The 15310-nt window shown below is 35.4% G+C and carries 11 protein-coding genes; 8 read left to right on the top strand and 3 right to left on the bottom strand.

What is annotated here, in order from left to right:
* Positions 1-1554: 1554 nt before the first annotated feature.
* Positions 1555-2631: a hypothetical protein gene (locus tag BA1DRAFT_RS00515; protein ID WP_051560607.1), complete on the top strand. Its 1077-nt coding sequence runs from the start codon at positions 1555-1557 to the stop codon at positions 2629-2631.
* Positions 2632-3225: 594 nt separating this feature from the next.
* Here the strand turns inward: BA1DRAFT_RS00515 and BA1DRAFT_RS00510 are convergent.
* Entirely contained in the window at positions 3226-3681 is a 456-nt protein-coding gene (locus BA1DRAFT_RS00510; RefSeq protein ID WP_036775245.1) for a hypothetical protein, read from the bottom strand.
* Between the two features lie 1280 nt (positions 3682-4961).
* On the opposite strand from BA1DRAFT_RS00510, the gene BA1DRAFT_RS00505 reads away from it, so the two are divergent.
* The 7 genes from BA1DRAFT_RS00505 (at position 4962) to BA1DRAFT_RS00475 (ending at position 12093) form a co-directional block, all read left to right on the top strand.
* On the top strand, positions 4962-6035 hold the full coding sequence (locus BA1DRAFT_RS00505) for a hypothetical protein (protein ID WP_036775241.1): 1074 nt from the start codon (positions 4962-4964) through the stop codon (positions 6033-6035).
* Between the two features lie 222 nt (positions 6036-6257).
* On the top strand, positions 6258-6539 hold the full coding sequence (locus tag BA1DRAFT_RS00500; RefSeq protein ID WP_036775239.1) for a hypothetical protein: 282 nt from the start codon (positions 6258-6260) through the stop codon (positions 6537-6539).
* Complete coding sequence (gene atoD, locus BA1DRAFT_RS00495; protein ID WP_036775238.1) at positions 6529-7188, top strand: acetate CoA-transferase subunit alpha; 660 nt, start codon at positions 6529-6531, stop codon at positions 7186-7188. The genes BA1DRAFT_RS00500 and atoD overlap by 11 nt, the downstream gene beginning before the upstream one ends.
* Positions 7189-7190: 2 nt before the next feature.
* Entirely contained in the window at positions 7191-7850 is a 660-nt protein-coding gene (locus BA1DRAFT_RS00490) for a CoA transferase subunit B (RefSeq protein WP_036775236.1), read from the top strand.
* 707 nt (positions 7851-8557) lie between these two features.
* The gene (locus BA1DRAFT_RS23685; RefSeq protein WP_036775234.1) at positions 8558-8881 is read left to right on the top strand and encodes a hypothetical protein; all 324 of its coding nucleotides are present in this window, start codon (positions 8558-8560) and stop codon (positions 8879-8881) included.
* A 12-nt stretch (positions 8882-8893) separates the two neighbouring features.
* Positions 8894-9811, top strand: coding sequence for an AEC family transporter (locus BA1DRAFT_RS00480; protein ID WP_036775232.1), 918 nt, complete (start codon positions 8894-8896; stop codon positions 9809-9811).
* Positions 9812-10239: 428 nt separating this feature from the next.
* The gene (locus BA1DRAFT_RS00475; protein WP_036775229.1) at positions 10240-12093 is read left to right on the top strand and encodes a phage tail protein; all 1854 of its coding nucleotides are present in this window, start codon (positions 10240-10242) and stop codon (positions 12091-12093) included.
* Positions 12094-12329: 236 nt separating this feature from the next.
* On the opposite strand, the gene BA1DRAFT_RS23845 is transcribed toward BA1DRAFT_RS00475, so the two are convergent.
* Both BA1DRAFT_RS23845 and cysS read right to left on the bottom strand, forming a co-directional pair.
* A complete protein-coding gene (locus BA1DRAFT_RS23845) occupies positions 12330-13175 on the bottom strand; it encodes a gp53-like domain-containing protein (protein WP_235200933.1) in 846 nt (281 codons plus the stop codon).
* Positions 13176-13753: 578 nt separating this feature from the next.
* Positions 13754-15139 (bottom strand): cysteine--tRNA ligase, encoded by a 1386-nt coding sequence (gene cysS, locus BA1DRAFT_RS00465; protein ID WP_036775227.1) that lies wholly within the window; start codon positions 15137-15139, stop codon positions 13754-13756.
* Positions 15140-15310 lie beyond the last annotated feature (171 nt).

The following is a 15310-nucleotide window of genomic DNA, read 5'->3' as shown; positions in this document are numbered from 1 at the left end:
ATCATTAGAATGATATTATTTACCCTACAAGATTCCAGTGAATTAAATATGGTTTTTTATTCATCAAGCATTAAGTAATTTCAGGTTATTCATCTGTAATGTAATTATCCTAATAACAAAGTAATAATTAACTCCAGCGTTAAACAGTAACCGAATTACAATAAAATATATTTTCAGGCAAACTTAATGACGGAAAGAACATTGATCTATGCACTGTAATTTTCGGCTTTACCATAGCCATAACTAATTAATTATAAAAAATTTCATCCATAATCCCTATTTGCCGAGATTACGGCACTGATTTTAATTTACAATTTTCCCCTAACGCCCTAATCAGGCTACAATCCGTAGCCTGAAATTAATGAAAATAAAATTAACATCCATCAGTCTTTAAATAACCACCGCAGTTCGCGATCTGTGATACCTGAGAATACGGGAAAAACCGAGTACCATTCTCGACAACGGGTCCATGAACAGCACGACATTGTGCTGTAATAGCACAAGTATCATTTCCGAGTTTCCAAATTGATAATATATCACAAGACTGGGAAGCACTAGACATATACCACTGCGCAATACACTCTTGATCAGTTAGTTCAATAGACCTATCGGCTCCATTGCCTGCGTTTGCGGCAGACGCAATCCCGAGAAGCAATACTCCTAACATAAATTTCTTCATATTTATATATCCTTTAAGAATCATTCAATTATCGTATAATGGTATTAACTAATTGAAATTAATTTTCATAGCTATTTTAGGTATGTAAATATCTTTCTTAAATAATATTTAATTTCTGAATAAAATTATATAATCAATATTCTTTAGTGAATCGGAGAGCTTCATATATCCACATTAAAAAAGTAGTCCATCTTTCACATTATTACAAGTCAATTGGAATATAATATGAAAAAACCATATATTGATTTCAAATGGTCATCATTAAAATGATATTATTTACCCTACAAAATTCCAGTGAGTTAAATATTATTTTTTATTCATCAAGCATTAATTAGACAGAGCAACATGAATAAATTCCGGGCAAACAGCACTTAAATTAAAACTGAGACAAATCAATTCACTATAATATTTATATGCTTTAAATAATGCAAATCGCTATGGAAAAATACTGACAAAAAGAAATATTATGACCATACATTATAAGTTATATCTATGATATTACTTTAAAACTGGATAAATATTTCAATTATCCCCACAAGCGTTAGATAATTCCAGGGCTATTCATCTGTAATGTAACCATCCTAATAACAAAGTAATAATTAAAGAGACGCTATAAGAGAAATATGGAATAATGTTAATAATTAATTCCAGTGTTAAACAATAACCGAATTACAATAAAATATATTTTTAGGTAAAATTATTGACATAAAGGGCATTATGCTATGCACTGTAATTGAATTTATTTCTAGCAAGAAAATTTGAGTAAATATACAATAATCTCATTCAATACCTTGAAACTCTCTCACTTTGAACTATATTTATTTTAACTATGTTTAATTATGAAAAAAAATATTCATCCTTATGAGGGGTTAAAAATGAGCACAGTCTTTGAATGGGACCCAAATAATTCTCAGGTATATACCAAAGATTATGGAACTGGATCTATTACTCTTTCATCTACTCAGTCAGATTCATTCGATAAGTTAGGTGGTGCCAATTTCACAATGAACGCTGAAAGTGAAATATTAACACTACAAAATGATTCTGATAATATACCTATCTATTGGCCAAAATTTAATCGTCACAATGATGGAACAATGACTGATAGCGGCAAAGGATTAGATATAAATGTATCTGCTGGAACACTATTAGTAGACTATCGGCTAAATGATCAAAACCATACAGTTGATAGAAGCCATACAGTTGCTTATTTAGGGTGTTCTGAAAGCGCTAATTTTATTCTTAAAAATTCAGGCTCCTTAAGCATCAAAAATCCAGGAACTGTATTTATGTTTATAGATTATGTCGTTTCCAATAAACCGCCAAAACTCATAATGTCAGGGAACAGTGAATTTGAAATAAAACAAACAACAAAAATAGAAGATGATGTTCCGGCTTTTATATTTCTAGCTAGTGAAATTTCTTTAAGTGAATCATCTAAGCTCACTTTTGAAAGTAGTAATCTCTACCTTGGAGATGGAAACTTTAATTACTGCAATATAAGCATACAAGATAAATCGACAGTGACCTTGATTAATAATGGCATAATGCAAAAAAATGACATAGAAAAAAACAAGACATGGTTCAAGCTTAAAGCAGGTTCTCCTTTACTAAACTTAGAATCTTTCGATGGTATCAATTTCCCACTCTACCTTGACAACGTAGAATATCCAGAAGGTCTATTTAATTTCATTACTACAGAAGGCAAGAATGAAGGAAAAATTATGATTGAATTCTCACAACAAAATCCTAATAATATAAAAGACAATATAAATAAGATATTTGACAAAAAACTAATAGCTATCAATAATAAAATAATTACAAAAGAAAAACACGAAGATTATTTTAATATTGGTTATAAACCAGACCAATTAAAAAATGATCATAAATTTATGATTATAACAATATCACTTAAAGATCAATACCAATCATATCAAAAAGTAAATGTTTAGCAGTTCAAAATTAATTTTACTCTTTGTGGTACGATATCAAATAAGGTAATGTACCACTTAACATCGATATAAATCAGCTATTATTTAATCATGGTAAACTATAAAACACATACTTTATAAATGATATCTAATGTGTAAATTTACTCATAAAACCCAGAATTAAACAATTTTATACTTCAACAATATATTTAACATGAATTAACAAAACCGAAAAAGATCGAGTTATCACTTCACAAACAGTCATCACAAATACTCTGTGTTATTATATTCAGTAATTTCTTAAAATGGTAAGAATATCATTCTATGCTCATGAAAATACAAACACAGTAATATTACACATATTTAGCAAGCCACACATTATTTCTCTAAATATCAAACAAAATATACAATACCTTATATTAAAATAAAAAGATAAGGCTACATCGGAGTGTAGCCTTAAATCCAGAATTAAAAACCAGAGAACTCGTCAAGCAATCATGTCTCTTTTCATTTATAACCTTAAAAAAGCTTATTCGAGTTTACAACCAGTTTATAATATATCAAGAACACAATTAATCTGTAAAAACTCTACTTTAAAAACCGAACTATCTTGTGTTAGTACAATATCATTTGAGCAGTATTCAAATCTCCCGGAACCCTACACACAACTTTCAGATTTTTACTTCCCCCACTATTATTATTACCTTGCGCTTCTCTTGAAGCTAAGTAATTAAAATTATCACCTACACAATATTTAATAACACCATTAATAGCTCTTGCTTCCTGGAATAACCAAATCTTTCCAACATTTTCCCAATACTTTGTCATAACATGGAAATCAAGTGGCTTAATAATTTTAATATCCGTATTAGGACCTATAATTGGAACGCTTGCATATATGCCCCACACTGTCTCCATTGGCATAATCGTATATGTTCTCGTCAGACTGCCTCCAGTCAAATGTACATCATTATCGTTACCTACGAAATTACTAACACTATAAATAGATGAAGTTAATTGTGAATCGATAATCTTTTCTAATTCTGCAATACGCTCTGTTTTTTCTATCATTTCATTCACCTATATTATTAGAAAATTATAAAAAACGTCATAGAATCTTGAATAACATTCATCTTCACATTAAAAATTAAATATAAACCCTGACTTAATTAAATTGATGAACTAATCTCTGAGCACCTCCTTAAGCTTGAAATGGATTGTTGACGTAAAACTTGCCCTTCTATTCCAAGAAGGCATTACTATTTTTATTTATCATGTTACGTTGTTAATTAAATATAGCCAAAGTTCTACTCCTTGCCACTAAATTCCAAAATTATTTCATGATATTTTATCCATCTTCATATTGAGATATTGAAAACCACAGAATCATTTATCTAAAAAAATAAAATCAGATAATTACTCCTCTCTAAATACCGACAAACAATATAAAACAGAATAATATCATCTCATGCTTATTATTATTTCACAATAAAATTAGCCATCCTAAAAATCATCACACTTAGATGTATTCGCAATTAATTTTATGATTATTGTAGTATTTACAATGCATTATAGTATTTTTCACATATTTCCCCAACCAGCTCCTCGTCAGAGAATCACTTCATTTAACAATCGACAATAAAGTGTACAGAAATTAGAAATTTTCTTTTTTGAGATTTAAATCACATATAGGCAAACCGATGATTTCAATCCGGCGCCTTAATTTTCTATACGACAAGAAATAAGATAATAACAACCTATTAAAATGCGTTGATAAGCTTACCTAACATCAACTTATCCAGCAAAACAGACACAACAAATAGATTAAATTCCCAACAAAGATATCTGTAAGAAGATAACAAAACAATATAAGTCCTCTATCCCCTACAGTGACAAAAAATTACTTAGATAGAGTAAAATTCTCAGCTTGAAAATAATATCGTCTTCGAATTATACATAATATGTATTGATTACATCAGTGCCCCACCAAACATAACTATCCTGACACAGGATTTTCACCTATCGTTATTTTTTCAATCACAAAGAATTTTTTATAAACTTAAACAACTCTCTTCACCAATTATGCTCAATAAAATTTGCATTTAAACCACATTATTCAGTTAGCAAGTAGTAATAAACTATTCTCCTATAATACCATTCCTTACATAAATAAACCGTTGAAAAAGCTCTATCAAAAACAGGAAAAAGTGCTGATATCAAGCTCCATTGATCAGCAACAAAATCACAATAAAATAGGCTAAAGTATCTTGAAACTTACTTATTTTGAACTATATTTATATTAATCTACATTTAATAATGAAATAATATTAACTCAAAAAAGGGTAAAATTAATGAGCGAAAAATTTATCTGGGTCCCTGATGAAGATCAATTATACGGTCATCAACACGGCAGTCAAACTATTACTCCATCAAGCTCTTTCGATAAAAACATTGGTTTCACCTTCAAAATGGACGCTGGAGAAAATACATTAACACTGAATACGGATAATACAAATAGCATTAAAGCACACGATATTCATTGGCCCAGGCCATCTGAGCTTAAAGAGCAATATGAGATAGAACATAAGGCAGAAAATACAGATAAAACTTTAGGAGAAACAATAAACATCTCCTCAGGCAATCTTATAATATCAGGAAGTAAAGAAAAACCTGTTAATTTCCATCTTAATTCTCAAGTTCAAAATAGATATAGAATAAAATTACAAAACTCAAGTACCCTCGCAATAACAAAGGCAAACACAGTAAGAATTAGCGGTCCTAAAAATAAAACACCGAAACCAGAAGAATCAGCAGTCGCTATATCAGGGTCAAGCCACCTTACTGTAGAGGCTTCGGTAGAAATACAGCAAGAAAATGAAATGATAAAAGGTAATATTTCACTGGAATGTGATTTCTCTATCACTGAATCGTCTAAGGCTATGCTTAAAAGCCATCTGGTCAATATATACAATAGCAATATTATCTTACAAGATAATGCTCAGATGTTAATAAATTCTCAAATATTAAACATAAGAGCTGATTTAGATGAACAAGGTCAACCTTTATTCGACACAAATTTCACTCTAAAAGCCGGAACGACTTTATTAAATCTCAATTCTCTGGATGGTATCCATTTTCCATTAGATATTCACAGAGAAGATTACCCTAAAGGTGTATTCAACTTCATGGCCGAAGGAAAAGAAAACACAGGAAAAGTCGTCATTGATGTTGCACCAAAAGATGCTAATGCCTATGGACTTAACACAATGCTCCGCAAAAATTTCACAGCGATTAATGGAACGGTAGTAGAAACCGGAGACCAAATGAAATATTTTGATTTCAGTTATGGAAAAGATACCCGTAATGGTAATCAGGTCGGAACAATAACTATTTCTCTTAGAAACCCTCACCTAAAATTATCTTAGCAAATAGATTCAAGGTACGGTGTTGAATACAATACCGTACTTCTCAGTACCAATAGCTCATCCCTACGCCATACACCTATAAGACTAAAGTGAACCAAACCCATTAGAAGCCCCTCACACTTACCCATTTTCCCCCTTGCTCCCATTCGGCAACGCTTTCTATACTCCCAATTACCACCTTTCCCCCTATTCTGAACAGCGAGGTTTCTCGGAGGCTAATTGATGAAGCAGGAAGTCAACCAACGATATCGTACCCTATCCGGCAGCTACCATTGGGATCGAATCTTGACTAACAGCCCAAAAATGATGACGTTGTGCTGCGATACAGTGAAAGTTGGAGAAATGCCCCTTACCCTACAGGCCAAACTGTACCGCCTTAACGCTATTCATCTTTCTCCCCTCCGGGGACGTTCTGAAGATATTGCTTTACTGGCATATTCATTGCCTTACGGACATTCGCCTATGTCCAACATATCCTATATAGGGAATCAATATGAAAAATAAACTTATTAGCACACAACAAGCTATGGAGCATTTTTATGACGGCATGACTATTATGGCTGGCGGTTTTATGGGCGTAGGTACACCCCCTCACTTAATCACCGCATTGCTGAACTCCGGCGTCAAAGATTTGACCATCATTGCTAACGATACCGCCGGGATTGACGTTGGTATCGGCCCCCTTGTGGTTAATAACCGAGTGAAAAAAGTCATCACCTCACATATTGGCACTAATCCAGAAACCGGACGCAAAATGCTTGCTGGAGAAATAGAAGTGGAACTGGTTCCTTTGGGTACGTTGATCGAACGTATTCGCTGCGGCGGAGCCGGTCTGGGCGGATTCCTGACCCCAACCGGGGTAGGTACTGTTGTAGAAGAGGGAAAACAAAAAATCACCGTCAATGGAACAGACTATTTGCTGGAGCTCCCGCTACGCGCCGATCTCGCGTTGATTCAAGCTCATCTTGCTGACTATCACGGTAATCTGACCTACCAGTTAAGCGCCCGAAATTTTAACCCAGTGATCGCTCTGGCAGCGGACATCACGCTTGCTGAACCCGATAGGCTGGTTGAAGTCGGCGAGATTACACCAGACTGCGTGATAACACCCGGCGCATTGATCGACTACATCGTTTATCCTGGAGAAAATTAATCATGAATGCTCAACAAGTTATTGCCCACCGTGCAGCTCTCGAACTACAAGACGGCGACGTTGTTAATCTTGGCATCGGCATTCCTACACAAGTCCCGAACTATCTGCCTGATCACATTCATATTACTCTCCAATCAGAAAACGGCATACTGGGCCTTGGACCTATTACAGAAGTACATCCCAATTTGGTCAACGCTGGCGGAAAACCCTGTGGCATCTTGCCCGGTGCTGCTATATTTGACAGCGCCCTCTCCTTTGCCTTAATCCGCGGTGGTCACATAGATACCTGCATTCTGGGAGGTCTGCAAGTTGATCAGCACGCCAATCTAGCCAGTTGGATGATACCGGGGAAAATGGTCCTTGGTATGGGAGGAGCAATGGATCTTGTCACTGGCGCACGTAAAGTCATCATTGCAATGGAACATTGCACCAAAGACGGTTCAGCAAAAATCCTCAAGCAGTGTACTCTGCCACTCACCGCCATCAATAAAGTCAGCATGATTATCACTGAATTAGCGGTCTTCTGCTTTGAACAGGGCCAGTTAATCCTGAAAGAACATTCCCCAAATGTCACATTAGAGACTCTGCGAGAAAAAACGGAAGCAGAATTTAGTATCGCACATGATTTCAAAATCATGCCTATTCCGATACAGGCGAAATGAGCATAATTAGCAGTATCATTAGCTGGTTTTATCAGTACTATCCTACCGTCCCACCAATCTAGACAGTTCAGATGTGAGACAATGGCGGCTGGAGTCTGATCATTATTATCACTGCTCATAATCCCGATAACTCATCATCATTATCAATAATCACATCAAGAAATTTGAAGATATTGGAATTACTGTAATTAAAATAAATAGCCACTCAAATATTAATAAAATGAAGTAATAACCCTTCAAGAACTGTCTCTTTATTCTAGATAAAGCATAGAGTAATTATAATAAATGCTCATTGAATTCTCATAAAATTATATAGTTATTTTTACAAGAAGAATCTTAGTATTCTTATTTAACGAAACAGTTAACATATAACTGTAATCATGCCAGCCTATTTAATATAGGCGTATTCATGCAACCACATAACTTTTATCGTTTTTTGTCAATTGTAGGGCTACAGATAAATCAATTTATTTTTCCATTAATACATCCTACTTAATCTTTAGACTATCTAGCTACAGTGATCATTACCTATTAAAAAAATGATTTTTATCACACCTTAAGATTTAAAAAAATCAAATATAATCATTTTATTTTTGGTGATTAAAATCACACTATCTGTTAATTTTGGTTTTAAAGAAAAATAATATATGTAATATACTCCTACTTTTAGGGTTAACTAACATTATTATTTTTCAAAGAGAATATAAATGGATTACCAAAATATATTTCAATTAACCATGCAAGAAAAACAGGACCTCTTTTTAGCATTAAATAAAATTGATTACGATCATACCGGTAGTGATTTATATATTCATTTAGTTAAATCCGCCATGATGTCTTTTCTACTTATCAGAGTAATATCAGCCCTAAATAAACAACGAACATCTATAAACCCCAAGGAAATATACCCTCTTAGAAAAATCATAAAACATCAATATATACCCTACGGATTTCAAGATGCCTCGCGACGACAAGGGAGAGAATCCCCGGGAGCTTTAAACCAAATAGAACATAGAGTTTTCTCTATCTAAAAGGGCTATCAGATGTTAAATGTTTTCTTTTCAATTTTACCTATATTCTTGCTAATTACTCTTGGCTTCCTATCTAAAATATATATAAAGGACGTTTCTAGTTTCTGGAATTTTTCAGATAAGTTTGTTTACTATCTTTTCTTTCCTTGCTTATTAATATTAGATATTAGTGAGGCTAATTTCTCTGGTTCTGACAACTTCTATCCAATCGTATCAACCATAAGTTCAACAATAATAATCGCTATTATTATTTTCATCGGTAGATTTTTCTTTAACACTACACCAAATCTATTTACATCCATTTTCCAAGGAGGAGTTAGATATAATTCATATGTTTTTATAGCACTTTCACAATCACTATTCGGTAGTGAAGGAGTCGCATTATCCGGATTTTTTGTGGCCTATATGATAATTATTACCAATATTATGAGCGTACTCGTAATGAATCATTATGGTCACGGAAGTAAGAAAAGTCTCGGTGGCGCTATCCTTGCTTTAGCTAAAAACCCGCTAATCATTGGTGCAATTATTGGAGTATTGCTAAACTACTTTAACATTCATATTACCGGCCCAATCAGGCAACTTTTTATTTACTTATCGAACGCAGCTACACCATTAAGCTTAATGTCCGTAGGAGCTGGGTTGATCATCAGCATGCATATAAAAAAGATACTTTCGATTTCCTATGCGACTATACTTAAGTTGGTTTTAATGCCACTTATCACCATATTGATAATAAAATATTTAGGTGTATCAGGCGTTCCCGCAAACATTGCTATTCTATATTCCGCAGTGCCTTGTGCAGGCAATGCTTATATATTAGCTAAACAAATGGGTGGTGATCATGAGGCAATGGCATCTATTATTACATGGACAACGTTATTATCCATTATTACTGTGACTTTAATTCTTGGTAATATGAAGTTATAGAAACAGGCATAAAACAGAGCGTCATGATATAGAAAACATATTATTCAGAACAAATGTAATATGTTTTCTATTACTAAATAACCCCGTCAAATAGTAGATCATTTAATATAACTCAATCCGTTTTGAACAAACTGGTCAATCGCTAAAAACAAAAAATATACCGTACGTCTGACAGACGCCGCAGGAAGAAATATAAATATAAATTTCATATATTAAATACAAATAGCTTTGATATGTTTCTGGTTTCAAAATTTACAGTTATTTATTGCCACCAACCATACAAAAATAATTAATCTTATAAGATATAAGAATATTCCATTATTCTCATTCCTAACTAGACTATGATCAGCGGGAGTTGGCGGGAGTTATTTTTACAATAATTCAATATGTTAATTATAAAATAGTATTATTTAATTTGAGGAAAGTATATGAGTCCCAAGAATGATTTTAAAGCTTTTTCTATTAGTAATAATGCTAACGTAGTAAGCCAAGAAGGATATGAAGCAAGCCCAGCTTTAAAGACTGGATTTCCACCAGAAAATATTACCACTCATTTGCTCAATAAGGTATTACGTCAATCTTCAGCAATATCGTCTACAATAGCTAATTTTATCGCGACACAATATGGTGATGATGTTCTGGATGATGGGGATATAGTCAAACTCACTACTCAGTTAAATAAAGCCTTAGAAAAAAAGATCGCGACAGAAATTCCAAATGCTTCACTAACTCAGAAAGGAATTGTTCAACTCACAGATAAAACAGGCAACAGTAATTCACTTGCAGCCACTCAAAAACTTGTTTCTGATGTAAATGATAATGCTAACAACAGATTAGCAAAAAACCAAAATGGCGCAGACATTCCTGATAAAAACGCATTTGTGAAGAATCTCGGCTTAGCCGAAACCGGCAATTTAGCTAAAAACGCGGTGCCGAATAGTAGAAAAATTAATGGGAAAGCGTTAACCGGGGATATCAACCTGAATGCCGGAGATGTGGGGGCATTTAAGCTCGGATTAACAGGAAACAACACTGTTAGTAATCCAGTCCCCTGGAACGCAAATACAGGGTTATATGATTTACTGAACCCTGGAATAGACTCTTCACATATCGCTCATTTCAATAATGGCACAGGAAGCTGCCCAGCTTTTCAGTTGAAAGTACTGTACAAAAACCGAGGGATTGCTTATCGCTCCGCCCGTGATAACTATGGTTTTGAGGAAGATTGGACTGATATTTATACAACAAAAAATAAACCAACAGCAGCGGATGTTGGGGCATTTAAGCTCGGATTAGCAGGCGGATACTCTGTTAATAATCCAGTCCCCTGGAACGCAAACACCGGGTTATATGACTTGCTGAGACCTGGGATAGATTCTTCGCATATTGCTCATTTCAATAACGGCGCTGGAAGCTGCCCAGCTTTTCAATTGAAAGTGCAGTACAGAAACGGTGGGATTGCTTATCGTTCCGCCCGTGATAATTACGGCTTTGAGGAAGATTGGACTGATATTTATACAACAAAAAATAAACCAACGGCGGCAGATATTGGAGCATATGCAAAATCCGAAGGAGCTGAATTTATCCAGCCAAAGTATATTAATCAAGCGAATATAAGTGATCTTACCGCATGGATAAAATCATTGCCGCAGGGTGGTCATTCATTCAGATTTTCAGGGAATGATAGTGGTATTGGATATCCGTGGTCAGGCGGCTATATAACAAGAATGCATGACATATGGGCAGGATTTATCGCGCATTATGACTATGCCGGTATTAGCTTTATTCACGGAAATGATGGAGGTGGAAATACAAAAGTTAGCCGACTTTGGACAGATAAAAACGCCCGCTCCGACGCTAACGGCATTCTCAGAGTATCCAGCCCAGTTGTAGATATTCATCCAGACGGAGCTTACGAGTTAACCAGCGAAGCTGAGGGAGTGACGGTTAAGCGTATAGATACAGGGAAATATCGTATCAGCGGCTGCAACGGTTTTGCTAAAGATGGTGCCTGGGGAATTCACGGCGGTACTATCATTCCGGCAGACAGTAACGGGTTAAATCTCATTTGGGTTCGTGAATCGGTAGACACAACCAACGGTGATATAACCATCGAATGTTACCATCGTCAAAATAAAGACGCTCCTGAATTTGCTCAAAATAAGCGTGTCAAAAGCGTAACTGCAACAGGAGAAGTCGTTTATTACCATGATGCTGAACCATGCGATATTCCAGACGGAAGAGTAATTAATATTCGTGTGCAACTACCTGAGAAGTCATAATAATGTAATCAGAGCTACTTAGCTCTCCTGCATTATTACAATTCGTTGGAACACAGAAAATCGGTTAACAAACCTCGTTCAAAATAGCGAGGTTTGTTTTTTTCATCTATAAAACATTCTGATATAGGAAAGATAACCGATTAAATACATTTAATAACAAATGATTTAAAGAAATCAATCCAATTTGCATTACGAATGATTATTAACGCAAAAAACTATTGTCATGGGTTTCCATATTAAAATCCCCAAGCAAACCAGACACATCTTGACCCAGGTATCGGCCCAAATTCTTTAACACCTCGGCTTAACATGCCAAGATTTGACGCAGTGAAGCCTGACAACTGAATATTATTTATTTGCCAAACTGCTTTATTAACACCACCTCCATAGTCATGTTCACTAACTACAACAACCTTTTCTGGGAATGGAATTGGGAAATTAACATGTCTATCAGGATTATCATACGCAGTAACATCTGAAATTCCCCATTGAAATATCATCCCAGTATTGCCACATTTCCACCAACCATTTACCGCTTTTAAGGATGTATTTTTATTACCATAACGAGAATCAGATTCAGATTTATCGTAACTTCCCACATCCCCGGCATTCAGATTGATGTCACTCGACAACGCCTTCCCATTCACTTTTCGGGTATTAAGTACTCTACTATTAATATTTTCACGCAATGAATTTATTATTTCCTGGGCAAGCTTTTGCGTTACTGCCAATGAGTCACTATTACCAATCACATCAGTAAGCTGAACAACCCCTTTTTGTGTTAACGAAGCATCTGGTGCTGTTGTAGTGATTTTTTGTTCTAACGCCCTGTTTAATTGAGCAGAGAGCTTGGCAATATTACCGTCATCTAAAACATTATCGCCAGATTGTGTCGCGATAAAATTAGCAACCACGGATGCTATTGTTGACGATTGACGTAATACCTTATTTAATAAGTGAGTGGTAATATTCTCAGGTGGAAATCCAGTACTCAAACTTCGGCTTTCTTCATATCCTTCTTGGCTCACCACGTTTGCATTATTACTAATAGAAAAAGCTTTAAAATCATTTTTTGGGCTCATATATTCTCCTTAGATTAAATAATATCATTTTGCAATTAACATATTAAATTATTGTGTCAATAACTCATTATAATTCACAATAATCACAGTCTGGCTCAAAAACAATAACAATTACATTCACTACCTCATCATTTATTAATTAGATGGTTAATCGTTATTATTTTACAAGTTATAAATTATTCAATAAAAGTAAAAAAACTTTATCAACAATATCATTATTATCAATTAATTACCCAAACGGATATTACTAAAATTATTATTAAAGAAAATAGTCGTTTGAAATATTATGACTATAAATTATTGGGTGTATCCATGCAGAAATTACAATCAATATATTTTTATAGATATCCAGCCCGGAGAAATTAAAAGATTCCAATCTGTTTAAATAGAAATTTTATAAGCCAGAGAATTTTTTTAAATTTATTCAAAAAATCATAAACATTTTTTTCAGACTTGCCTTATCTGTTAATCAGGAGATCTCACCAAGCAACAAATGGAACAATAGAGATTAACCCTCAATCTTAGACTCCCTCAGCAGGGAGCCTAAATGATAAATTAACACCAAAAACACATCGAACTTATTTACGACGCCAGCTTGTTCCTTGCGGCCCATCTTCTAGTTCAATACCCATCTCATTTAATTGATTACGAGCAGAATCTGCCAGCGGCCAATCTTTATTTTTACGGGCATCGTTACGCTGCTTAATCAGCGCTTCAATTTTCGCAGTCTCTTCATCGTCAGCCTGAACACCTCGGTGCAGGAATTGCTCCGGTTCTTGTTGCAATAAACCTAAAATACCCGCCAACTTGCGTAATTCAGCCGCTAAGCCATTCGCTGCGTCCATATCTTCTGATTTCAGGCGGTTGATTTCACGTGTCATATCAAACAGTACCGAATAAGCCTCTGGCGTATTGAAGTCATCATTCATCGCTTCAATGAAACGCGCCTCGAATACTTCACCACCGGCTGGCCGTACAGAAGCATCTGTACCTCGCAGAGCTGTATAAAATCGTTCAAGTGCGGTACGGGCCTGCTTTAGGTTATCTTCTGTATAGTTAAGTTGACTGCGGTAATGGCCTGACAACAAGAAATAACGCACCGTCTCTGCATCGTAATATTCCAATACATCGCGGATAGTAAAGAAATTGTCCAGCGATTTGGACATCTTCTCTTTATCCACCATCACCATCCCTGAATGCATCCAGTAATTCACATACGGACCATCATGAGCGCAGGTAGATTGTGCAATTTCGTTTTCATGATGGGGAAACATCAGATCAGCGCCACCACCATGAATATCAAAATGATTACCTAGCTGTTTACTGTTCATGGCAGAACATTCAATATGCCAACCCGGACGGCCCGCTCCCCACGGCGATTCCCAACTTGGTTCACCGGGTTTGGACATTTTCCACAACACAAAATCCATCGGGTTACGCTTAACATCAGCCACTTCCACTCGCGCCCCCGCTTGTAACTGGCTGAGATCCTGACGGGAAAGTGATCCGTAATCCTGATCACTCTCGACGGAAAACATGACATCGCCATTATCCGCAACATAAGCATGACCACGTTTTATCAACGATTCGGTCAGTGTAATAATCTCCGGGATATGCCGGGTCGCACGTGGTTCCAGATCAGGGCGTAAGATATTCAGCGCGTCAAAATCTTTGTACATTTCTACCAACATACGACCGGTCAGATCATCACAACTCTCGCTGTTTTCTGTCGCCCGTTTGATGATTTTGTCATCAACATCGGTCACATTGCGTACATAAGTTAAATCGTATCCCAGATAGCGCAGATAACGAGCAACCACATCAAAGGAAACAAAGGTTCTGCCGTGACCAATATGACACAGGTCATAAATCGTGATACCACACACGTACATCCCTACTTTCCCTGGATGGATTGGCTTAAATTCTTCTTTCTGACGGCTGAGGGTATTGAAAATTTTTAGCATCGAGATTTTCCGTAAATTCACTGTACGTGTGTTAAAAATAACGAATTGATAATTCTGGATTTATGTCCCTATCTCATCAATAACGGCTCGATATGGCATAGTCCAATAGGATATTGAAACCTGATATCAAGCGCTTTGCAAGGCTAGCGATCAATATAGCTTACTGAAACT

Source organism: Photorhabdus aegyptia, from assembly GCF_000612035.1.
Classification (GTDB): Bacteria; Pseudomonadota; Gammaproteobacteria; order Enterobacterales; family Enterobacteriaceae; genus Photorhabdus; species Photorhabdus akhurstii.
The sequence above is the reverse complement of the archived record's forward strand: the minus strand, read 5'-3'. Positions and strand labels throughout refer to the sequence as shown.

What these genes read in the sequence shown, in the direction of transcription:
- BA1DRAFT_RS00515 (WP_051560607.1), top strand. Translation starts at nt 1,555, where the DNA reads ATGAGCACAGTCTTTGAATGGGACCCAAATAATTCTCAGGTATATACC.
- BA1DRAFT_RS00510 (WP_036775245.1), bottom strand. Translation starts at nt 3,681, where the DNA reads ATGATAGAAAAAACAGAGCGTATTGCAGAATTAGAAAAGATTATCGAT.
- BA1DRAFT_RS00505 (WP_036775241.1), top strand. Translation starts at nt 4,962, where the DNA reads ATGAGCGAAAAATTTATCTGGGTCCCTGATGAAGATCAATTATACGGT.
- BA1DRAFT_RS00500 (WP_036775239.1), top strand. Translation starts at nt 6,258, where the DNA reads ATGAAGCAGGAAGTCAACCAACGATATCGTACCCTATCCGGCAGCTAC.
- atoD (WP_036775238.1), top strand. Translation starts at nt 6,529, where the DNA reads ATGAAAAATAAACTTATTAGCACACAACAAGCTATGGAGCATTTTTAT.
- BA1DRAFT_RS00490 (WP_036775236.1), top strand. Translation starts at nt 7,191, where the DNA reads ATGAATGCTCAACAAGTTATTGCCCACCGTGCAGCTCTCGAACTACAA.
- BA1DRAFT_RS23685 (WP_036775234.1), top strand. Translation starts at nt 8,558, where the DNA reads ATGGATTACCAAAATATATTTCAATTAACCATGCAAGAAAAACAGGAC.
- BA1DRAFT_RS00480 (WP_036775232.1), top strand. Translation starts at nt 8,894, where the DNA reads ATGTTAAATGTTTTCTTTTCAATTTTACCTATATTCTTGCTAATTACT.
- BA1DRAFT_RS00475 (WP_036775229.1), top strand. Translation starts at nt 10,240, where the DNA reads ATGAGTCCCAAGAATGATTTTAAAGCTTTTTCTATTAGTAATAATGCT.
- BA1DRAFT_RS23845 (WP_235200933.1), bottom strand. Translation starts at nt 13,175, where the DNA reads ATGAGCCCAAAAAATGATTTTAAAGCTTTTTCTATTAGTAATAATGCA.
- cysS (WP_036775227.1), bottom strand. Translation starts at nt 15,139, where the DNA reads ATGCTAAAAATTTTCAATACCCTCAGCCGTCAGAAAGAAGAATTTAAG.